This window comes from Curtobacterium sp. NPDC088465 (assembly GCF_044753165.1).
Classification (GTDB): Bacteria; Actinomycetota; Actinomycetes; order Actinomycetales; family Microbacteriaceae; genus Curtobacterium.
In genome coordinates this window covers 135,406-156,221 of record NZ_JBIVMR010000003.1, presented here as the reverse complement: position 1 = coordinate 156,221, position 20,816 = coordinate 135,406, and the positions used below count along the sequence as shown (strand labels likewise).

Below are 20,816 nucleotides of genomic sequence, written 5' to 3'. Positions count from 1 at the left end.
GCACGACGCACGGTCGCCCCCGCGCTACGCCCCGCCGAGCGCCCGCGTCGCCAGGTGCAGCGCGAGCCGGGTCTCCGGGTCGCCGAGGTCCACGCCGAGCAGCCGCTGCACCCGGTCGATGCGATCGGCCACGGTGTTGCGGTGCACCCCGAGCACCGCGGCCGTCTCCGCCACCGAGGACTCCGCGTCGAGGTACGCCGCCAGGGTCGAGCGGAGCGCCCCGCCTCCGCGCTCCAGGGGCGCGAGGAGCTGCTCCGCCGCCGGCAGGAACGTGTCGGTCTGCGTCCACGCGAGCAGCAGCTGCGCGAGGCCGAGCCGGTCGACGTGCACGAAGAAGCCCGACTCCGGTCGCGCGGCGGCGAGGCGGACGGCGTCGCCCGCTTCGCCGAGCGTCCGCACGAGCCCCGCCGGACCGGCGTGCACGCTGCCCACGCCGGCGTTCGTGTCGACCGCGGCGCGCAGGGCGTTCTGGGCGGCACGCACCGAGGCGGCGATCGCGGCGACCGTGGCACGGTCGGGTTCGTCGGACGACGAGCACCAGAGCGCCCACCCGTCGGTCTGCTCGACCACCACCACGTCGAGCCCGTGCGCGTCGAACGCCGTCTCGACCTCGCGTCGCAGGGCCACCGCGTCGACCGGCGCCCGCGCGACGAGCCGGACACCGACGTGCCAGGCGTCGAGCTCCCAACCGGCGGCGATCGTCCGCTGCACCAGGGGCGGCGCCGGTGCCCCGTCGGCGGTCCGGAGGTCGTCGAGCATCGCCATCCGGTACCGGGCGTCGCGCTCGTCGTCGAGCCGGGTGAGCACGAGCCGGTGTCCGGCCGCGACCGCCGCGACCCGCAGTGCGGTCGCGAGCACGACCCGCTCGGCACGCACGGGCGTGGTGGTGCCGACCGCGAGCCAGGCCCGCGGTCCGATGCCGGTCGGGACGGGCACGGCCACGACCGTCTCCCGGTCGTCGGTCGCCCAGACCGGCTCGCTCGTCCCGACCGTACGCGCGAGCAGTGCCGCGGTCGCCGGCGCGACCCCCGCACCACGCAGGGGACGTCCCGACGCGTCGAGGAACCGGATCGCGTGTCCGAGCTCGTGCTCGAGCCGGGTGAACAGCTCGTCCAGGGCGGGTCCGGCGTCGAGTCCGACGCGCGCCGCGACGACGGCGGCACGGGCAGCGGGAGCGTCCCCGGACCCGATGAGCTCGTGCACCCGGACGGAGGCGGCCCACGGGTCCGGGGTCACGACCACCGCGACGCCGAGTCGATCGGCGAGCGCGGCGGTCCCGGCGCCGGGCAGCGGTGCCCCGTCGGCGAGCCCGACGACGAGCACCGCGACGCCGGCGGTCGCCGCCCGGCGGAGCATCACGTCGAACCGGGCGTCGAAGCGCTCGACCGGGGTGAGCAGGACGACCGCGGAGTCGTCCGTCCCGAGCTGCCGACCGACGTGCTCGGGCAGGCCGACGAGTCCGCGCACGGTGGTGACCGTGCCCGTCGCCGGTCCGACGAGCAACGTCGTGCCCTCGGGCAGCAGGGGCAGGAAGTCCGAGACGGGGATCACGCTGCGGCCTCCGGCACGGCGTCGGCGTCGATCCCGAACGCGCGGGGCGCCACGCGTGCCGTGCGCTCCGGCGACGCCCACCACCACGGCGCACCGGGCAGCACGAGCACCGCGAGCTCGTCCCCGACCCGGGCTCGCTCGGTGCTGACGGGCCGCAGGGACCTGGCGTCGACGACGACGATGCAGCTCGGGGTGCTCGCGACCGGTTCACCGTCCACCAGGCAGTGCACCCACTCGCTGCCCGCCTCGACCCGGACGACGGCGCCGGTGGCCGCGTCGCGGATCGCCATCGACCCGTGCACGAACGCGACCGCGTCCCCGCCGCGCTGCACGTCGAGCACGCGGCCGCGGGCGACGGCACGAGCGCCGTCGAGCCCGACCACGAGGTCCTCGACGCCGGCCGCGGCTGCAGCGACGCGTCCGGTGCGCAGGGCCCGGTCGACACTGCCCGTGATGCAGCGTGCGGCGAGCACCTCGGCGTCGACGGGGCCGACCGCGAACGCCGCCCACCCGCCGCTGTGCGAGACCGCCTCGCGCCAGACCGTCTCGAGGTCCCGTGGGTCCGGCGCGTCCACCACGATCCGCAGGCCGCTGGACGTCACCGCAGCGGCGGTGACCGAGGGCGACGACCCGACGAACAGGGAGAGCTGGTCGATGCGCGGCGTCGCCCGACCGACCAGGTCGGCGTCGACGAGCGGCAGGCCGACCGCGTGCGCCGTGAGCGCCGCGGCCGGTCCGGTGACGCCGCCGATCTGCGCTGCGACGACGGCGTCCGCCCGACGGCCGGTCCAGCGTTCCACCGCGGCGAGCGCGTCGGGCAGCTCCCGCCCGCTCGGCGTCTTCTCCTCGAGCACGGTGGTCGACCCGACGAGCCCCACCGCCATCACCGCGCGGACACCGCCGCCGACCGGCACGACCGGCACCCGGGCGTCGCCGAGCGCCCGCCGCAGGGCATGGGCCATGTGGTCCACCTGGCCGCCACCGCCGCACCCGAGGAGCGCGGTGCCGCGTGCGAAGTCGTCGACGTCGTCGGCCCGGAGGCCCGTCACGACCCCGTCACGCTGCTCGCCCTGGTGCACACCTGCGATCCTCGCGCATCGGCGCCGCTCAGCGCGCCCCCACCGGCGCGCGATCGTGCAGCTGCTCGACCGGGACGAAGTCGTCGTCCAGGCCGAAGCACGACGGCCCGAACACCGCGAGGGCCTCCGGTGTGCGCATGAGGTCGGGCGTCGACACCCCGATCACCCGGACGCGCTGGCCGTAGCGCAGGCGCTCCGTGGTGATCGGTTCCGCCGTCTCGGCGTCGAGCACGCAGATCAGGTCCGGCACCACCGCGACGAGGCGGCCGTCCCGTCGGGCGACGAGGTTCTCGTTCTGGAAGGCGATCTCGAGCTCCGACCCGTCGGCGCCCTGGACGACGGCCCGGCCCTTCGCGAACCCGTCGACCGTCCGGCGCTCGACGTCGACGACCTTGCCGTCGAACAGCTCGCGCAGGTGCGTGTAGATCGTCTGCCCGAACGCCTCGGCGAGCCCCTCGACGGGGTCGCGGTGCTCTTCGCGTGCCCGTCGGATCGCCCGACCGACCGCCAGCGCGAGCGAGAGTGTCCGCGGGACGGCGGTCTCCCGGACCTGGCGGCCGCTCATCGCGTACTCGGCGATGTACGCCACCCCGCCGAGGCGGATCGTGACGCCGCGGGCGAGCCACTCCATCTGCCGGTTGTCGTGCCCGGTGTCGATGACGACGCCGTGGCCGTTCTCGTCGCTGATCGCCAGCGGGGACCCGGGCACCCCGTACACCGAGAAGGTCTCCATCTGCAGCTCCGGGAACGCGCGCCCCATGCCGTCCGCGTCGACGACGGGCAGGCCGCCGGTCGCGCCGACGAGCAGCGGGATCATCGAGTTGATGCCGCCGCACTCGATCGGCATCGTGGCGGTGGCGGTCCGGCCGAGGTGCGCCTCGAGTCGGCGGAGGGCACCGAGCGGCTCCGGGCCGGCGGGCAGCCGCTCGAGCACCACGGTCGGGGCGCCCATCTGCGCGGTGGGGATGACGAGGGCGTCGTCCGGCACCTCGGACGGGTCGAGGACCGTCACCGGTCCGTGCTCCTCGATGGCCGCCTTGACGAGCAGCATGCCGATGAGCGGGTCGCCCCCGCCCCCGGTGCCGAGCAGTGCGGCGCCGCGCGCGAGGTCGGGCAGGTCGTCGACGTCGATGGTCCAGCTCATGCGTGTTCTCCCTCGCTGACGGTGCCGTCGTGGCGGACCGCCGGGGTGTCGTAGCCGAAGTACCGGGGTCCGGCGAGCGCGAGGCCCGCCGGGGTGTGCCAGCGCGGATCGGCCGGTGCGGTGACGATCCGGACGCGAGCGCCGAAGCGCAGCCCCTCGGTGGTGATCGGTTCACCGGTCTCCGCGTCCAGGGTGACGATCAGGTCGGGGGTGGTGGTGCGGACCGACCCGGCCACCTCGACCAGCAGGTGCTCGTTCTGGAACCGGAGCACGGCCTCCAGGCCGGTGTCGCTGCCGGAGCCGGCGATGCGGGCGGTCCCGCGGGCGAAGCCGGTGACGGTCTTCCGCTCCACGTCGGCGACCCTGCCCTCGAACACGACGGTCCCACCGAGCACCGCGGTGACGGCGTCCACGGGGTCCTCGTTCGCGGTACGGGCGGCGACGAGTGCCTCGCCGATCGCGACGCTGAGCGAGAGGCTGCCGCGGACGTACGACTGCTTGAGCTCGGCGCCGGACATCGCGTACTGCGCGGTGATCGCGGAGCACCCCATCTCGACCGTCGCGGTGCGGGCGAGCCGTTCCGCCCAGCGGTTGTCGACGGTGTCGAAGACGGCGGTGTTGCCCTTCTCGTCGGCGAGTGCCATCGGCGTGGCGCTGATCCCCGACAGGGTCGGCAGGACCATCTGCACCTCGGGGAAGGCGCGGCCCATGCCGTCGCCGTCGACGAGCGGCAGGCCGAGTTCGGCGGCGGCGACGATCGGGCTGGTCGAGTTGACGCCGCCGACCTCGATGCACGCGACGTGCGTCGGGGTGACGCCGAGGTGGGTGGCCAGGCTGCGGATCGCCTCGGCGAACTGCGCGCCGGACGGCAGCTTCTCGACCATGACGGTCGGTGCGCCGATCATCGCGACGTTGAGCACGACGGCGTCGTCGGGCAGGTCCTCGACCTGCACGACCGGCACGGGGCCGTGCTCGCGGACCGCGGCCTCGGCCAGCAGTCGGCCGATGTAGGGGTCTCCACCACCGCCGGTACCGAGGACGGCGGCGCCGCGGGCGAGCGCGGAGCAGTCCTCGCCGATCTCGGTGAGGGGACGGACGGTGGTCGCCGACGGACGCGTGTCCACGCCGGGTGCCGTCGCCGTCGTCGTCATCGGACCAGCGCCCCGAGTGCGAGGTCGCCGACGGCCTTGGCGCGGATGCGCGTGGCGTTGCCGGGCAGGTACGGGATCGGGACCTCGTCGAAGTCGACGATCGCGACACTGGACGGATCGGCTCCGGCGGCGACGGCGCGGTCGACGGCCTCCTGGCGGGCCTCGTCGACCACGGCGGAACGCCTGCCGTCGCTGATCGCGTAGACCTTGTCGACCTCGCCGGACACCTGCGCGATGGCGGCGCCGATCGCGTTGGCGACCGAGTGGTGCTCCGGCCGGTGCACCGTGCCGAGCCCGGGCAGGGTGTCGGGCAGCAGGACGGACCCGCCACCGACGGCGACCACGGGCAGCGGGTCCGACGAGGTGCGCATGCGCTCCACGACGTCGGCGACGCGCTCGGCGATCACCGCGAGGGCCCGTTCGGCGACCTCGGCCGGCACCCCGGCGACACGGGCGACGTCCCCGATGGCGCCACGGCCACCGCGGACGGCCACGTCGGTCGCGGTGAGGGTGTCGCCGCCGAAGACCAGGCCCTCCTGGGTGAGCCGGTAGCCGACCGAGTCCGGGCCGACCAGGGCGCCGTCCTCGCGGATGCGGGAGCCGCCCCCGATGCCGATCGACAGCACGTCGGGCATCCGGAAGTTCGTGCGGATGCCCGCGACCGCGACCTCACCGGTGGCCTCGCGCGGGAAGCCACCGGTCAGCACGCCGACGTCGCTCGTGGTGCCGCCGACGTCGACGACCGCGCAGGTGTCGAAGCCGGAGAGCACCGCGGCACCGCGCATCGAGTTCGTCGGGCCCGAGGCGAACGTCGCGACCGGGTAGCGCCGGGCGTACTCGACGTCCATGAGCGTGCCGTCGTTCTGGCTGAGGAACAGGGGCGCGTCGATCCCGCTGCCGGCGACGGAGCCGGACAGACCGTCGACGATGCGGTCGGCGAGCTCGCGGAGCGCCGCGTTGATGATGGTGGCGTTCTCGCGCTCGAGCAGCCCGATGCGACCGATCTCGCTCGACAGCGAGAACGCGACGTCCGGTCCGAGCTCGGCGGCCATGATCGCCTGCGCCCGCTGCTCGAACTCGTCGTTGATCGGGGAGAACACCGACGAGATCGCGATCGAGCGGATCCCGGCGGCACCGATGGCCTCGGCGTGCCGCTTCAGCTCGTCCGGGTCCAGCTCGGAGATGACCCGGCCGTCGAACTCGTGGCCGCCGTGCGCCAGGAACGCCCGTCCCTGCACGGCGCCCACCAGGTGCTCGGACCAGTCGGTGAAGGGCGGCAGGGACGCGGTCGCCGGCAGGCCGAGACGGACGGCCGCGGTCGGGGCGAGCCCCCGGGCCTCGACGAGCGCGTTGATGAAGTGCGTCGTGCCGATCATCACGCCGTCGATGTCCGCCGAGGTGAAGTCGCGCTGCTCGCGCAGGCCGGCCAGGGCGGCGACGATGCCGGACGTGACGTCCTGGGTCGTCGACCGCTTCACGGCCGCGGCGACCGTGCTGCCGTCCATCAGGACGGCGTCCGTGTTCGTGCCGCCGACGTCGATGCCGATGCGCATGGGGTTCCCTTCGGGGTGGTGCTGTCGTGGTGCCGGTGGTGGTGCTGACGGTGGCGGTGCTGTCGTGGTGGTGGTGCTGACGGAGTGTCGGGCCGACCGTGTCGTGTCCGGGTCAGGGGGCCACGGCACGGCCGGCGACGAGGTGGCGGTCGGCAGGGGGGCGCCGACCGCCGGCTTCAGGGCGCCGGTGCCGGCGCGGGTGCCGCCGTCGGGGCGTCGCTCGTCGTGCCGTCGCCGACCGCTGCCGGCGCGTCCTCGGTGCGGCTCACGCCGACCCCGCGGACCCATCCGGCCTTGCCGGCGATCACGTAGAGCACGAAGGCGATGACGACGGAGTTGATCGACGGGATGCCGATCGCGACGAAGTAGCCGACCAGTGCCGCGACCGCCCAGATGACGAGTGTCGCGGGGACCCACGTCGGGCTCGTGGCCGGCAGGCCCTCGCTCTCGCTGAGCTCACGGCGCCAGCGCTGCACCACGAAGTACTCGGCGATCATGATCCCCGCGATCGGCGGGAACACGACACCCAGCACGATGAGGAACGGGGTGAACGCGTCGAGGAACCCGACGGCGGCCAGCACCGACCCGACGATGCCGAGCACGAGGGTGACGACACCACGGTTCACCTTCCTGCCGAACACCACGTCGATGAAGTTCGTGACGCCGAGGCTCGAGCTGTAGATGTTCCAGTCGTTGATCTTGAACGTGCCGAGCAGGATCACGAGGATGCCGACCCAGCCGACGCTCGACGTGATGACGCGGGTGATGTCGGACGACCCGACGGCGTGGGCGAGCAGGACGCCCGCGAGCCCGATGACGTACTCCCCCAGCGTGACGCCGAGCGCGGTCTGCTTGACGACGTCGCCGACCGAGCGGTTGAAGCGCGTCATGTCCGGCGTGATGACCGCGCCGACGATGAAGCCTCCGGCGACGAGGGTGGTGCCCGCGACGAAGCTCAGCTCCGGGCCGGCCGGGGCCTTCGCGGCGAGCTCGGCGATCGAGTGCTGGCTCAGCTCGACGACGACCGCCCAGCCCACCAGGACCAGGAACAGCGGCACCGTGATGTTGGCGAGCCACTGCATGGAGTGGAAGCCGCGGAGCACGATCGCGGTGACGAGCAGGCCGAACACGAGTGACCACGCCCACGCCGGCAGGACCGGCAGGATCGCGACGAGCCCGGCGGCGGAGACGCCGGACTGGATGCCGAACCACCCGATCAGGCTCAGGCCGATCGCCAGGCCCACCAGTGCGGAGCCGGCCTTGCCGAACCCGGTCCACCGCGCGATCACGGAGGTGTTGAGGCCCTCGCGCATGCCGATGATGCCGACGAAGACCGACACGATCTCCAGGATCACGGCACCGAGGGTGATCGCCCAGAACGCCTCCCAGAAGCCCATGCCGAAGCCGAGCGTGGCACCGAGCAGGAACTGGGACAGGGCGGAGATCTGGCCGAACCGCTGCACCGCGACCTGGAACCAGCCGTAGCGGGCGGAGGCGGGGACGCGGGACAGGGAGTGGTCGTCGACGACGACGGACGGGGCTGGTGGTGCTGACGCTGCACTGGCCATCGGGTGCTCCTGGGGGACGGGGAGCCGGTCGGGGCGACCGGGTTGCGGCAACCGTAGTGACGTGACGGGAGCGGGTACACGTGCACGATGTCGTTACCGGCAGGTGAACCGGTGCACTCTGCACAGCGTCGTCCCTGGGAGCGTCGGGTGGCGCTGTCCGGCGTCGAACCCCGAACACGACGGAGGCCCGGGAACGACAGGACCCCGGGAACGACATGGGCCCGGGAACGACGAAGGCCCGGGAACGACGAAGGCCCGGGAACGACGAAGGCCCGGGAACGACGAAGGCCCCGTCGCAGTGCGACGGGGCCTTCTCAGATGTGCGCTCGAAGGGACTCGAACCCCCAACCTTCTGATCCGTAGTCAGATGCTCTATCCATTGAGCTACGAGCGCATCCGGTCTTGCGACCGATGCTGGCCTTGCGGCCGTGGAAGACTCTACAACAGGTGCGGCGCGGAACGCCAATCGAGCCGCGCCGCACCGAGCCCTCGGCGTGTCGCGCCGTTCAGACCACGGTCGGCTCCTCGTCGAACACCTCGGCGAGGAACACCTGCAACGCCTGCCACGAGCGGCGGTCGGCGCGCTCCTGGTACTGCGCCCCGTGGTCCGGCGCATCGGTGCCCGGCACCGCGAACGCGTGCATCGCGCCGGCGTAGGTGGTGACCTGCCAGTCGACCGACGGCACCGCGCGCATCTCGTCCTGCCACTCGGCGACCGTCGTGTCCGGCACCATCGGGTCCGCTCCCCCGGTGAGCACGAGGAGCTTCGCCCGGATCGCGGACGCGTCCGAGGGCTCGTGCACGATCAGGCCACCGTGGAAGGACACTGCGCCGGCGAGGTCCGCACCGGTGCGCGCGAGTTCGATCGCGCCGGAGCCGCCGAAGCAGTACCCCATCACGACGATGCGGGAGTGGTCGACGTCGGGGTCCTCGCGCAGCCGGTCGAGCCCCGCGGTCAGCCGGGCGCGGAACAGCGGCAGGTCCTGGTAGAACGAGCCCGCGACCTCGCCGGCGGTGTCGTCGCCGGGACGGACGCCCTCGCCGTAGACGTCCGCACCGAAGGCGACGTAGCCGAGACGGGCGAGCATCGTCACCCGGGCCTCGACGTGCTCGTTGACGCCGTGCCAGTCGTGGATCACGAGGACGGCGGGGCGGGGCCCCGACACGGCGTGGTCCTTCGCCAGCACACCGAGGAGCGCGGTGCCCTCGTGGTCGTAGCGGACGGGCTCGACGCGGACGTCGGAGCCGGCGGGGACGGGGACGGTGGACAGGACGTCGTCGGTGGTCTTCACGTCACCGGACGCTACGCCGCGCGACCGGCAGACGGACGGGAGGCGCGTGGCGGCCCCGCCACGCGCCTCCCGTCCGGCACCGCGCCTCCCGCCGACGCGACGTCAGCAGTCGATGTTGTCCCAGCTGTCGGGACCGGCCGACCCGGCCGCGTACTCGTCGAGCGGCGCCTTCCCGTCGCGCCACGCACGCAGGAACGGCTCGACCACCTTCCACCCCTGCACCGCGCTGTCACCGCGCACCGACAGCGTCGCGTCGCCCTCGAGCACGCCGGCCAGGACCTCGCCGTAGGCGCTGAGCCGACCGGGGTTGAAGTTCACGGACAGCGCCGTGTGGTCGATCGTGTACGGATCGCCGGGACCGTTGACGTTGAGCTCGAGCTGCATCTCGTCCGGGGCGATCCAGATCCGCAGCTTGTCCGGTCGCTCGGCGCCGCTCAGCCCGTTCGGCACGTGCGGCGAGTCCTTGAAGGTGATGACGATCTCGCGACGCTGCTGCTCCAGCGCCTTGCCGGACCGCAGCGTGAAGGGGACGCCGGCCCAGCGCCAGTTCGCGACCTCGAGGGTGAGCTGCGCGAGGGTCTCGGTGCCGAGCGACGGGTCGACGCCGTCCTCGTCGACGTAGGACGGCAGCTCACGGTCGCCGATCGTCCCGGCGGTGTAGCGCGCACGCTTGCCCGCGGCGACGACGTCCTCGCCCCACGGCCGGACGGCGCGGAGGACGAGCTCCTTCTGCGTGCGGAGGTCGTCGGCGTCGATGGATGCAGGGGCCTCCATCGCGACGACGGCCATCACCTGCAGCAGGTGGCTCTGGATCATGTCGACCAGGGCACCGGCCTTGTCGTAGTAGCGCGCGCGGCCCTCCAGCCCGAGGGTCTCGTCGTAGACGATGTCGACGCGGTCGACGTGCGCCGACGACAGCAGCGGCTCGATGATGCGGTTCGCGAAGCGCAGCCCGAGCAGGTTGAGGACCGTGGAGCGGCCGAGGAAGTGGTCGACGCGGTGGATGCGCTCCTCGGGCAGGAACGAGTGCAGCAGGTCGTTGAGGTGCTCGGCGCTCTCGGCGTCGGTGCCGAACGGCTTCTCGAGCGCGAGCCGCGTACCACCGGGCAGGTCGAGGTCCTTGAGGACGGCGCAGCTCTTCTCGGTCACGGCCGGCGGCAGCGCGAAGTAGATCGCCGGGTCGTGGTGGCACGCGTCGAGCAGGGCCCCCAGGTCGTCGGCGTCGGTGACGTCGGCCTTGCGGTAGGTCGAGGCCTCGATGACCTCGACGAGCCGCCGGCTGAGCTTCTCGCCGCCGTCGTGCGCGCCCTCGTCCTCCTCGTTCTTCGACGCCTGCGCGTTCTCGAAGGACGTGCGCACCTGCTCCTTCCAGTCGTCGTCCGAGATGTCCTCCACGCCGGCCCCGACGAGCTGGACGTCCCAGTCGTCCTTGACCTCGAGGAGGGTGGCGAGACCGGGCAGCAGCAGTCGCTTGGACAGGTCGCCGCTGGCTCCGAGGATGAGCAGGCTGGTCTGGAGGCTCGACATGCCCCCGACCGTACTCACGCGTTCCGGCGCGTGGCCGGGTTGCGTCGGTACGGTGGGGCGAGTCCGGCGCGAGGGAGCACCATGAGCAGTGGGTACGGAGGGCGACGCATCCGCGTCGCCGTGGTCGGCACCGGGATGATCGCGGGGGTGCACGCCCGTGCGGCACGGGCCGCGGGCGCCGAGGTCGTCGGGGTGCTCGGCCGGACGCCGGCTCGGTCGGAGCAGGTCGCCGCACAGCTCGACGTGCCCCGCGGCTACGCCTCGCTCGACGAGGTGATCGCCGACGCCCCCGACGTCGTCCACGTCTGCACGCCGAACGACCAGCACCACCCGCAGTCGCTCGCGGTCGTCCGCGCCGGGATCAACGTCGTGTGCGAGAAGCCGCTCGCGATCAGCGCCGAGCAGGCCGCCGAGCTGGTCGCCGCAGCCGACGAGGCCGGCGTCGTCGCGACCGTGCCGTTCGTCTACCGGTACCACCCGGTCGTCCGGGAGATCCGTGCCCGCATCGCCGCCGGGGAGCTCGGCCGGTTGCTCGCCGTGCACGGCCACTACCTGCAGGACTGGATGCTCGACGAGGACGCCTCGAGCTGGCGGGTGGACGCCGGCGCCGGCGGGGTGTCCCGGGCCTTCGCGGACATCGGCTCGCACTGGTGCGACCTGGTCGAGTTCGTGACCGGCGACCCGTTCGCCGCGGTGAGCGCCGCGACCGACATCGTCTACCCGACCCGTCCGGCTGCCTCCGGGCCGTCGTTCTCCGGCTCGCCGGACCCCGACCCGGTGGCGGACGCCGGGCAGCGGGCCGAGGTCACCACGGAGGACACGGCCGTCGCGACCTTCCGCACCGGCACCGGGCGCATCGGCAACGTCGTCGTCTCGCAGGTCGCGGCCGGGCGGAAGAACCGGCTGTGGTTCGAGGTCGACGGCACCCTCGGGTCGGCGGCCTTCGACCAGGAGCAGCCCGAGGCGGCGTGGTTCGGCAACGAGCGCGGCGCCCAGATCGTGGTGCGCGACCCCTCGCTCGGGTTCCCCGACCAGCGTCGGCTGGCGGTCGTGCCGGCCGGGCACCCGCAGGGGTACCTCGACGCCTTCGCGGCGTTCGTCGCCGACACCTACGCGGCGGTCCGGGCGGAGGGCGACCGTTCGGCGTGGCCCGAGGGGCTCCCCACGTTCGCCGACGGTGCTCGTGCGGCGTCGGTCATCGAGGCCGTCGTCGCCAGCGCGGCCGACGGGACGTGGCGTCCCGTCGCCTGACGTCCTCCGGGCGACCTGAGCGCGTACAGGAACCGCCGAGCACGGTGGGTGCATGAGCACGACCGTGAGCGACTTCGTCATCGACCGCATCAAGGCATGGGGCGTCTCGCGCGTCTTCGGTTACCCCGGAGACGGGATCGGTGCGTTCGACGGGGCGCTCGGCAAGGCCGACGGCAGCGAGCGGGAGCTCGAGTACGTCCGCCCGACGCACGAGGAGATCGCCGCGCTGATGGCGACCGCGCACGCCAAGTTCACCGGCGAGGTCGGGGTCTGCGTCGCGACCTCGAGCCCCGGCGCGTTCCACCTGCTCAACGGGCTGTACGACGCGCAGATGGACAACCAGCCGGTCGTCGCGATCGTCGGGCAGCAGGGCCTGGCGTCGATCGGGTCGTTCACGCAGCAGGAGTCGAACCTCGAGCGCGTGTTCGCCGACGTCGCCTGCTACGTGGAGACCGTCGCCACGCCGGACGCGGTCGGCGTCGTGGTCGACACGGCGTTCCGGACGGCGATGCTCCGGAAGCAGCCGGCGGTCGTCGTGCTCCCCCACGACGTGCAGGCGATGGCGTACGAGGCCCCGGCCGCCGAGCACTGGGTGTCCCGGTCGAGCGACGTCGCCCCGTCGACCCGGATCGTGCCGCCGCAGGACCAGATCGCCCGCTTCGCCGAGATCCTGAACGCCGGGGAGCGCGTGACGTTCCTGGTGGGTGCCGGCGCGCGCGGCGCCACGGACCTGGTGCTCGAGGCCGCCCAGAAGACCGGCGCCGGCATCATCACCGCCCTGCGCGGGAAGGACGTCGTCCCCTCCGACGTGCCGTACCACACGCAGCAGGTCGGGCTCCTCGGCTCGCGCCCGAGCCTGACCCAGGTCAAGGAGTGCGACACGATCGTGCTCCTCGGCTCGAACTACCCCTACGGCGAGTACCTGCCCGCCTCCGGTCAGGCCCGCGGCGTGCAGGTCGACATCAAGCCCGAGCAGATGGGCCTGCGGTACCCGACCGAGCTCAACCTGTGGGGCGACGTCGGTGCGACACTGCAGGCGGTCATGCCGCTGCTGCGCGACAAGCAGGACACCACGTGGCAGGACAAGCTCGCCGGCGAGATGCGCGAGTGGGAAGCGGAGATGCACCGCCAGGCCGAGGTCGCGTACGACGACGGCGTCAACCCACGACGCGTCATCCGCGCCGTGAACGAGCGCCTGCCCGAGGGCGTCACGGTCACCTGCGACGCCGGGACCACCGCCGACTGGTACGGCCACCACATCCGGCTGCGCCGCGGTATGCACGGCGACATGTCCGGACGGCTCGCGACGATGCTCGCGGCGATGCCCTACGCCGTCACGGCGAAGTTCGCCTTCCCGGACGCCCCGGCGGTGTGCACCATCGGCGACGGGGCCTTCCAGATGCTCGGCATGAACGAGCTCATCACGGTGAAGAAGTACATGGCCCAGTGGCCGAACCAGCAGCTCGTGATCGTGGTCATGCACAACGACGACCTCGGCCAGGTGTCGTGGGAGATGCGGACCGAGGACGGCAACCCGATGTGGTCCGGGTCGCAGGACGTCGAGTCGATGGACTACGCCGGGTACGCCCGGCTGCTCGGCTTCGAGGGCATCGCGGTGCACGGTGACGATGAGGTCGAGGCAGCCGTGGAGCGGGCGTTCGCCAACCCCGGGGTCACGCTCATCGACGCCTACGTCAGCCGCAACGTGCCGCCGCTGCCGCCGCACATCACCGCCGAGTACGCGGTGAACACCGCGAAGAGCCTGCTCAAGGGCGACCCGGCGGAGATCGGCGTCATCAAGGACTCGGCGAAGGCCATGGCCGCCGAGGCCGTCGAGCGGGTGAAGGGCGCGCTGGGCCGGGACTGACGCCGATCCCGCCGTGGTTGTCCCCCGAACGGGAGGAACGTCCCCCGTGGTGTGAACACCACGTGACGTGTTGCGGCAACCCCTGGCGCGTCGGCTGTGGGAGTTCATAGGTTCTTGCGGTGATGAACGCTCACACTCCCCCGCGTCGCCGGCGCCTGGCCGGGGCCTCCGCCCTGGTCGCCGCCGGCGTCCTCACCGCCCTGACCGTCCCGTCCGCCGCCCTCGCCGCCGAGGGCGACACCACGATCGACCTCTACAACGTCAACGACTTCCACGGCCGCATCGCGCAGTCGATCTCGAAGGACTCCGCCGGTGCTCCGGCACCGCGGGACGGCGACGCCGCCGGTGCCGCGACCCTCGCCGGTGCACTCGAGCAGCTCCGGGGTGCCGATCCCTCGACGTCCGCCTTCGTCAGCTCCGGCGACAACATCGGCGGCTCGACGTTCGAGTCCTTCATCCAGGACGACCAGCCCACCATCGACGTCCTCAACCAGATGGACCTGTCGGTCAGCGCCATCGGCAACCACGAGCTCGACAAGGGCCAGGACGACCTGCGCGACCGCGTGATCGGCGGCCAGGGCGAGGGCGTCCGCGCGGCACAGTGGGACTACGTCTCCGCGAACATCCTCGACTCGGCCACGGGCGAACCCGCGTTCCAGCCGTACTCGATCCAGGAGATCAGCGGCAAGCGCGTCGGGTTCATCGGTGCGACGGTCGACCTCGTCGGCCAGGGACTCGTCGCTCCGGACGGCATCGCCGGACTGGAGATGGGCGACATCACGACCGAGGTGAACAAGGTCGCGGCGCAGCTCACCGACGGTGACACGGCGAACGACGAGGCCGACGTGCTCGTCCTCCTCGTGCACGACGGCGCCGAGTCCCCCGCCGAGGTCGCGCCCGGCGACGACTCCGACTTCGCGCGCGCGGTCCACGGCGTCACGCCGAAGGTCTCGGCGATCCTGTCCGCCCACACGCACCAGACGTACGCCTACTCGGTCGTCCCGACCGGCGGTACCGTCGCCCGCCCCGTGATCCAGACCGGCTCGTACGGCTTCAACCTCGGTCACGTCGAGCTCACGGTCGCCGCGGACGGCACGGTGACCGCGGCGACGCCCGAGAACCTGCGCCTGGTCGACGGCACGTACACGCCCGACCCCGCCGTGCAGACCACGGTCGACGCCGCCGTGCAGGAAGCCGACCGCCTCGGCGCCGTCGAGCTGGGCACGGTGGACCGCGACCTGCAGCGCGCCGTGCAGTCGAACGGGTCGGAGAACCGCGGCGGCGAGTCCACCCTCGGCAACTTCGTCGCCGAGGTGCAGCGTGACCAGACGCAGCGCCAGGGCTCGCAGATCGCCTTCATGAACCCGGGCGGTCTCCGCGCGGACATCGCTTCCGGCGCGGTGACGTACAAGGAAGCGGCGGTCGTCCAGCCCTTCGCGAACACGCTCGTCGTGCTCGACCTGACCGGCGACCAGATCCGGCGGGCGCTCGAGCAGCAGTGGCAGCCGTCGACCGCGAGCCGCCCCTTCCTCAAGCTCGGCGTCTCCGAGGGCTTCAGCTACACCTACGACCCGCTGGCCACGGCCGGCGAGCGCATCACGGGCATGACCCTCGACGGTGACCCGATCGCGTCCGACCGCACCTACAAGGTCACGGTGAACTCGTTCCTCGCGACCGGCGGAGACAACTTCGCCGCCTTCAAGGACGCCGCCGCGAAGCAGGACAGCGGCATGGTCGACCTCGAGGCGCAGGTCCAGTACTTCCGAGCACACCCGACCGTCGCGGTCCAGGAGGACCAGCGGGCCGTCGGCGTCCGGGTCTCCGAGGCACCTGCCGGCGGCTTCGGCCCCGGCGACGACGTCCGCATCGACCTGTCGTCCCTGACCTTCAGCAACGCGGCCGACCAGGGCGGCACCGTCTCGGTCAGCGCCGGTGGTCAGGAGCTCGCGTCCGCCGAGGTCGACACGACGGTCGTCGACACCACCGACGAGCAGGGTCGCGCGACCCTCGCGTTCACCGTGCCGGGCACGCCTGCCGCGGACACGGAGCCGACGGCCGTTCCGACCGCTGCTGCCCGCGCCGCCGCCCCGACCGCGACGACCGACCAGCCGCTCGTCCTCACCCTGCCGAACGGGCAGACCGTGACCCTCGCCGTGACGGTCCCGGTCGAGACGGCCGTCGAGCCGGAGCCGGGCACCGGCGAGCCGACCGACCCGGGTACCCCCGGTCCCGGCCTGCCGGGCAGCGGCGACACCGACGGCGACGGCAGCGCGGGCGGTGCCGACGGCGCGGGCACCGGTGTCGTGGACGCCGACCGACCGGACGCCGCTCGCGGCGACCTGGCGTTCACCGGCGCCGACCTGGTGTTCCCGGGCATCGCCGCCGGCGTCCTGCTGCTCGCCGGCGCCGTGGCGCTGGTGCTCGCACGCCGGAAGCGCGCCGTCGAGGACGGGCCGGTCCTGACGGACTGACACCGCGCCTCCCGGCCGACAACGCGACGGGCCGTCCCACCTGGTGGGGCGGCCCGTTCCGCTGTCCGATCCCAGAACGGGACTGCTCAGGGGCAGTCCCGCGAGGTACGCTCCCCCTGTCGCATCGCGATGCGTCGCGCCGGGTCGTCCCCCCAGGGGGCGGGCGGTGGTTCCGTCCGCCGGACTCCGCGGCGCGGGTGCTCTCCGTCTCCAGGGAAACGACGGAGGGCACCCACCTCGACTCCCGCCGGGGTCAGTGGAAGAGCTGCTCCCCGATGTACGAGCCCTTGCGGGGTGCCGGCGGCACGGCGAACACCCCGGACCCGATGTGCGACACGTACTCGTTCAGGCGGTCGGACGCACCGAGCTTCCGCTGCAGCCGCGTGACGTGCTCCGGGTCGTTCACGTACGCCGCGAAGAGCAGGCCGGCGTCGAGCTGCCCGTACTGGTTCAGCCCGTCGGTGTAGTTGTACCCGCGGCGCAGGATCTTCACGCCGCCGTTGTTCTCGTGCGCCGCGAGGGCGACGTGGGAGCGCGGGTCGATCGCGGTCCCGCCGTCCGCGTCGGTGCCGTGCGGCGCCCGGGCGTGGAAGTCCGGCGTCGTGTGCTCCGACCCGCCGGAGAGCGGCGCGCCCTCGACCTTCGTCCGGCCGAACACCCGCTGCTGGTCGGAGACGACGTCGGCGTCCCAGGTCTCCAGGTTCATGCGGATCTTCCGCACCACCTGGTACGTGCCACCGGCCATCCAGTCGGCTCCGCGGTCGAGCCACACGAACCGGTCGTACTCGTCGTCCGTCGTGACGTTCCGCGTCCCGTCCTTGAACCCCATCAGGTTGCGCGGCGTCGACTGCGTCGGACCGGCCGAGGCGCGGCCGAACCCGATCACGGTCCACCGCACGGTCGCGGTGCCGCGGGCCATCCGGGCCAGGTCGCGGACCGCGTGGTACGCCACCTGCGGGTCGTCGGCGCAGGCCTGCAGCGACAGGTCGCCGCCGGTCAGCTGCGCGTCCAGGTCGTCGCTCGGCAGCGGCGGGATCGCGGCCAGGTGCGCCGGACGCTTCGCGGCGAGGCCGAAGCGCTCGTCGAAGACGCCGGGCCCGAGCCCGACGGTGACGGTCAGTGACGCCGGGCCGAGGTCGAGCGCCTCGCCCGTGTCCGCTCCCACACCGTCGCCGTGGACGGGTTCGACGCTGCCGATCGTCCGGCCGGCCTGCAGCTGCGCGATCGCGGCCGACCAGCGGGCGAGCAGGACCTGGAGTTCGGTCGCGGTGGACGCCGTCAGGTCGAACACCATGAAGACGCAGTGCCGCTGCGGCGTCGTGCGGATCCCGCCCTGCGGCTGCCGGGCGGCGGTCGCGTAGAACGGGACCGACTGCGACAGGTCGACGGACTCGTCGCCGTTCGCGGCCGCGGTGAACGGGTCGACGCCGGTGGCGGCGGCCGACCCGGCGACACCCGCGACGGCACCTACGCCCGCACCGGCGGCCGCGAGCCCGGCACCGATCAGCCCGCGGCGGGAGAAGCGGGAGTCGTTCACGCCGTCGCGACCTTCTCGGCCAGGCGCGAGAGCGGGTCCTGCAGCGCCTGGACCTGCTGCGAGATGCGGTTGGCGTCCTTCGCCTTCGCGGCGGTGTCCCACGTGGCGAAGCCGCCGAGGGAGTCCGCGTCGCGGAAGCCGTCCATCAGTGTGTTCGTCGTGTCGAACTGCGTGGCGATCTGCTTCGTCAGCGCCGGGTCGACCTTCGTCAGGCCGGGCTTGAGGTACGCGAAGGCCTGTCGGGCACCCTCGACGTTCGCGGCGAGGTCGACGAGGTCGATGTGGCTGTACGCCTCCTCCTCGCCCGTGATCTTGTTCGACTGGACCTCCTCGAGCAGCCCGGCCGCGCCGTTCGCCAGGTCCTCGGGCTTGTACTCGATCGACGGCACGCGCTTCGCGAGGAGCTCGACGTCGGCGGTCAGTGCGGCCGCGGTCTCCTTCGTCGACGCGGTGATCGCGCCGGCCTGGAACAGGTCCTTCTCGACGGCGTGGAAGCCGCTCCAGCCGACGGCGTCGTCGAGGTTCGACGCGCGCATGTCGATCAGGTAGTCGAGGTTGCCGGCGTTGTCGGTGGCCGAGAACCCCTTCTTGACGAAGCCGTCGACGTCGCTCTCGACGTGCTCGTAGAACGGACGGGCCGCCGCGTAGTCGCGCTTCGCCGCGTCGAGGTCGCCGGCGTCCACGTCGTGCTGCAGCTGCTGCACGGCCGCCACCATGTCGGTGACCTGGCCGTCGACGTAGGTCGCGTAGCCCTTCGCTCCGTCGGCGAGCAGGGTGGCCGCGCTGCTGTTCGCGGTCGACGCAGCCTTGCCGGTCACGGTGAGGTCGGTGAGCTCGTGCTCGGCACCCGGGCAGTAGACCTGGTACTCCCCACCGCTCAGCGTGGCGGTGAAGCGGACGGCGTCGAGCCCCGGGGCGAGGTTCTCCTTCTCGCCGAGGATGCGCTGGTCCTGCAGGAGCTCCACCTCGGTGATGGCGGTGGACGACTCGTTGTGCACCGTGAACGTGACGGGGCCCGCGGGGACCTTCGTGGTCGACACGGCGCAGGCGTCGGAGCCGTCGTTCGTCAGGGTGATGGTGACACGGGAGAGCTTCCCGGTGCTGCTCGAGCTGTCGTCGGCGGGCGACCCCGTCGAGCAGCCGGACAGGGCGAGGGCGGTGACGGTGCCGAGCGCACCGAGGACGATCAGGGGGCGGGCGGCCAGGGGGTGGGCGGCGCGGGGGCGGGCGGTCCTACCGAACGGCATGGTCGAGGCTCCTTGCAGGGACGTCGGCGGGCGGTCCGCGCGACGGGTCGGTTCCGGGGGTGGTGGTCGGTGGGGCGACGGCGCGCCGACGGTCGCGGAGGGCGAGCAACGCCTGTGCGGCGGCGGCGACGGCGAGCGCGATCGGCAGCCAGGTGCTCCAGAGCCGCAGCTCGGCAGCGCGGGTGTGCGCCGCGGCCAGGTCCGCGGCCGCGCGGTCGACGCGGTCGGTCGGCACCGCCCACACCGTGCGTTCCAGCGTGGTGGTCCGGGCGGCCGGGAGGCCCCCACCGCGCAGTGTGAGCACGTCGCGTTCCGAGCGGGTCGCGTCCAGGACACCCCCACCGACGGTGGTCAGGGTGACGGTCTCGCGGACGGACCAGCGGGCCGTGAACGGCCCGGGGTCCGTGCTCGGCGAGATGCCGACGGGGACCCGGCCGAAGAGGCCGACGAGGTCGTCGAGCGTCAGCGAGGTGGGGCGGCCGGCGACCGGGACGTCCTCGGTGACCTGCCAGCGGTCGGCGGCGACGCCGGAGCGGGTCACGCGGCGGTGGGCCGACGCGGGGAGGGTGCGTCGTGCCTCCCGGCCGGTGCCGGAGACGCGCAGGACTGCTGCCGGACCGTCGACGTCCGCCGTGACGGACCGTGCGTCACCGGTGACCGCCGTCGTGCGCGGCAGGTCGACGTCCGTGCTCGGGACGACCAGGGCGAGGACGACGGCCGTGGCCGCGAGCCCGGCGGCGACCGCCGCGCGGACCACCGGGACGCGGGCCGGCGACGGACGCCAGCGGCGCGGCCAGACCGCGACGGCGAGGACGGGCACGACGTAGAGGAACCAGCCGAGCACCTCGATGACGCGCGGATCGGCGGGGATCCCGAGGACGCCGGTGACGAGGGCGCCGCGGAGCGACCCGTTGGGGGCGAGCCACCCGAGGTCGACCGTGCGCTGCTGGCCGATGACGAGCCACCCGGCCTCGTGCGCGTGCCGCAGTGCGGTGAGCACGAGGCCGCCGGCGACGAAGACGAGGAAGACGCCGGTACCGGTGAAGAACCGGCCGAGGTCGAGGCGGACCCCGCCGGTGTAGATGCCGTACCCGACCGCCACCGCGACCGCGATGCCGATCACGGCACCGACGGCTGCCGTGCCGGTGTCCGACGACGCCTGGAAGGTCGCGAGGAGGAAGACCGAGGTCTCGAACCCCTCCTTGAGGACCGCGAGGAACGCCATGCCCGCCAGCGCCCAGGCGGTCCCCCGTCCGAGCGCCGCCGACGCACTGGCCTGCAGGTCCCGCGACAGCGTGCGCGCGTGCGTGCGCATCCAGACGATCATCCCGGTGACGAAGGCCACGGCGACGGCTCCGATGACCGTCTCCATGCCCTCCTGCTGGGCCTGGGGCAGTGCCTGCTCGACGAGCTGCAGGCCGAAGCCGACGGCGATGCTCAGCGCGACGGCGAGCCCGACGCCGGCCCACATCGGGGCGAGAGGCGCGCGGTTGCGACGGAGGAACGCGGCGATGATGCCGACGATGAGCGTCGCTTCGAGGCCTTCGCGGAGGCCGATGACGAGGGTGGCGATCATGG

The 20,816-nt window shown here is 73.1% G+C and carries 14 protein-coding genes and 1 tRNA gene; 3 read left to right on the top strand and 12 right to left on the bottom strand.

From position 1 onward, the window contains the following. Positions 1–24: 24 nt before the first annotated feature. The 9 genes from ACIP6W_RS12505 to ACIP6W_RS12465 all read right to left on the bottom strand — a co-directional run bounded on the left by ACIP6W_RS12505 (position 25) and on the right by ACIP6W_RS12465 (position 10,865). On the bottom strand, positions 25–1,551 hold the full coding sequence (locus ACIP6W_RS12505) for a PucR family transcriptional regulator (RefSeq protein WP_400429869.1): 1,527 nt from the start codon (positions 1,549–1,551) through the stop codon (positions 25–27). Next, on the bottom strand, positions 1,548–2,630 hold the full coding sequence (locus ACIP6W_RS12500) for a DUF917 domain-containing protein (RefSeq protein ID WP_400338687.1): 1,083 nt from the start codon (positions 2,628–2,630) through the stop codon (positions 1,548–1,550). The genes ACIP6W_RS12505 and ACIP6W_RS12500 overlap by 4 nt, the downstream gene beginning before the upstream one ends. Before the next feature lie 28 nt (positions 2,631–2,658). Continuing rightward, positions 2,659–3,774, bottom strand: coding sequence for a DUF917 domain-containing protein (locus ACIP6W_RS12495; RefSeq protein ID WP_251160301.1), 1,116 nt, complete (start codon positions 3,772–3,774; stop codon positions 2,659–2,661). Then, entirely contained in the window at positions 3,771–4,925 is a 1,155-nt protein-coding gene (locus tag ACIP6W_RS12490) for a DUF917 domain-containing protein (RefSeq protein ID WP_400429867.1), read from the bottom strand. Before ACIP6W_RS12490 ends, ACIP6W_RS12495 begins: the two co-directional genes overlap by 4 nt. Next, positions 4,922–6,478, bottom strand: a complete 1,557-nt coding sequence (locus ACIP6W_RS12485) for a hydantoinase/oxoprolinase N-terminal domain-containing protein (protein ID WP_400429865.1) — start codon at positions 6,476–6,478, stop codon at positions 4,922–4,924. Before ACIP6W_RS12485 ends, ACIP6W_RS12490 begins: the two co-directional genes overlap by 4 nt. 176 nt (positions 6,479–6,654) lie before the next feature. After that, complete coding sequence (locus ACIP6W_RS12480) at positions 6,655–8,046, bottom strand: purine-cytosine permease family protein (protein WP_400429863.1); 1,392 nt, start codon at positions 8,044–8,046, stop codon at positions 6,655–6,657. 321 nt (positions 8,047–8,367) lie between these two features. Further along, positions 8,368–8,440, bottom strand: a tRNA-Arg gene (locus ACIP6W_RS12475). 112 nt (positions 8,441–8,552) lie between these two features. Beyond that, entirely contained in the window at positions 8,553–9,338 is a 786-nt protein-coding gene (locus ACIP6W_RS12470) for a dienelactone hydrolase family protein (RefSeq protein ID WP_066655775.1), read from the bottom strand. Between the two features lie 102 nt (positions 9,339–9,440). After that, positions 9,441–10,865: a glucose-6-phosphate dehydrogenase gene (locus tag ACIP6W_RS12465; protein ID WP_066655780.1), complete on the bottom strand. Its 1,425-nt coding sequence runs from the start codon at positions 10,863–10,865 to the stop codon at positions 9,441–9,443. Positions 10,866–10,946: 81 nt separating this feature from the next. Here ACIP6W_RS12465 and ACIP6W_RS12460 point away from each other — a divergent pair, with 81 nt between their 5' ends. From ACIP6W_RS12460 to ACIP6W_RS12450, 3 genes are all read left to right on the top strand, one after another. Then, entirely contained in the window at positions 10,947–12,116 is a 1,170-nt protein-coding gene (locus ACIP6W_RS12460) for a Gfo/Idh/MocA family protein (RefSeq protein WP_066655782.1), read from the top strand. Between the two features lie 52 nt (positions 12,117–12,168). Beyond that, entirely contained in the window at positions 12,169–13,983 is a 1,815-nt protein-coding gene (locus tag ACIP6W_RS12455; RefSeq protein WP_251160371.1) for a thiamine pyrophosphate-requiring protein, read from the top strand. Positions 13,984–14,105: 122 nt separating this feature from the next. After that, a complete protein-coding gene (locus tag ACIP6W_RS12450) occupies positions 14,106–16,454 on the top strand; it encodes a bifunctional UDP-sugar hydrolase/5'-nucleotidase (protein ID WP_209685630.1) in 2,349 nt (782 codons plus the stop codon). Between the two features lie 253 nt (positions 16,455–16,707). Here ACIP6W_RS12450 and ACIP6W_RS12445 read toward each other — a convergent pair whose 3' ends face one another. Genes ACIP6W_RS12445 through efeU form a run of 3 tightly spaced genes read right to left on the bottom strand, consistent with a single transcriptional unit; the run spans position 16,708 to position 20,814 of the window. Then, positions 16,708–17,991 (bottom strand): Dyp-type peroxidase, encoded by a 1,284-nt coding sequence (locus ACIP6W_RS12445; protein ID WP_209685628.1) that lies wholly within the window; start codon positions 17,989–17,991, stop codon positions 16,708–16,710. Beyond that, complete coding sequence (gene efeO / locus ACIP6W_RS12440) at positions 17,988–19,238, bottom strand: iron uptake system protein EfeO (protein ID WP_400429860.1); 1,251 nt, start codon at positions 19,236–19,238, stop codon at positions 17,988–17,990. Before efeO ends, ACIP6W_RS12445 begins: the two co-directional genes overlap by 4 nt. Next, a complete protein-coding gene (gene efeU, locus ACIP6W_RS12435) occupies positions 19,225–20,814 on the bottom strand; it encodes an iron uptake transporter permease EfeU (RefSeq protein ID WP_400429858.1) in 1,590 nt (529 codons plus the stop codon). Before efeU ends, efeO begins: the two co-directional genes overlap by 14 nt. Positions 20,815–20,816: the final 2 nt, after the last annotated feature.

Bases quoted from the DNA above. Each gene is read 5' to 3' on its own strand.
- ACIP6W_RS12495 (WP_251160301.1), bottom strand. From the start codon at position 3,774: ATGAGCTGGACCATCGACGTCGACGACCTGCCCGACCTCGCGCGCGGC.
- ACIP6W_RS12490 (WP_400429867.1), bottom strand. From the start codon at position 4,925: ATGACGACGACGGCGACGGCACCCGGCGTGGACACGCGTCCGTCGGCG.
- ACIP6W_RS12485 (WP_400429865.1), bottom strand. From the start codon at position 6,478: ATGCGCATCGGCATCGACGTCGGCGGCACGAACACGGACGCCGTCCTG.
- ACIP6W_RS12480 (WP_400429863.1), bottom strand. From the start codon at position 8,046: ATGGCCAGTGCAGCGTCAGCACCACCAGCCCCGTCCGTCGTCGTCGAC.
- ACIP6W_RS12465 (WP_066655780.1), bottom strand. From the start codon at position 10,865: ATGTCGAGCCTCCAGACCAGCCTGCTCATCCTCGGAGCCAGCGGCGAC.
- ACIP6W_RS12460 (WP_066655782.1), top strand. From the start codon at position 10,947: ATGAGCAGTGGGTACGGAGGGCGACGCATCCGCGTCGCCGTGGTCGGC.
- ACIP6W_RS12455 (WP_251160371.1), top strand. From the start codon at position 12,169: ATGAGCACGACCGTGAGCGACTTCGTCATCGACCGCATCAAGGCATGG.
- ACIP6W_RS12450 (WP_209685630.1), top strand. From the start codon at position 14,106: ATGAACGCTCACACTCCCCCGCGTCGCCGGCGCCTGGCCGGGGCCTCC.
- efeO (WP_400429860.1), bottom strand. From the start codon at position 19,238: ATGCCGTTCGGTAGGACCGCCCGCCCCCGCGCCGCCCACCCCCTGGCC.
- efeU (WP_400429858.1), bottom strand. From the start codon at position 20,814: ATGATCGCCACCCTCGTCATCGGCCTCCGCGAAGGCCTCGAAGCGACG.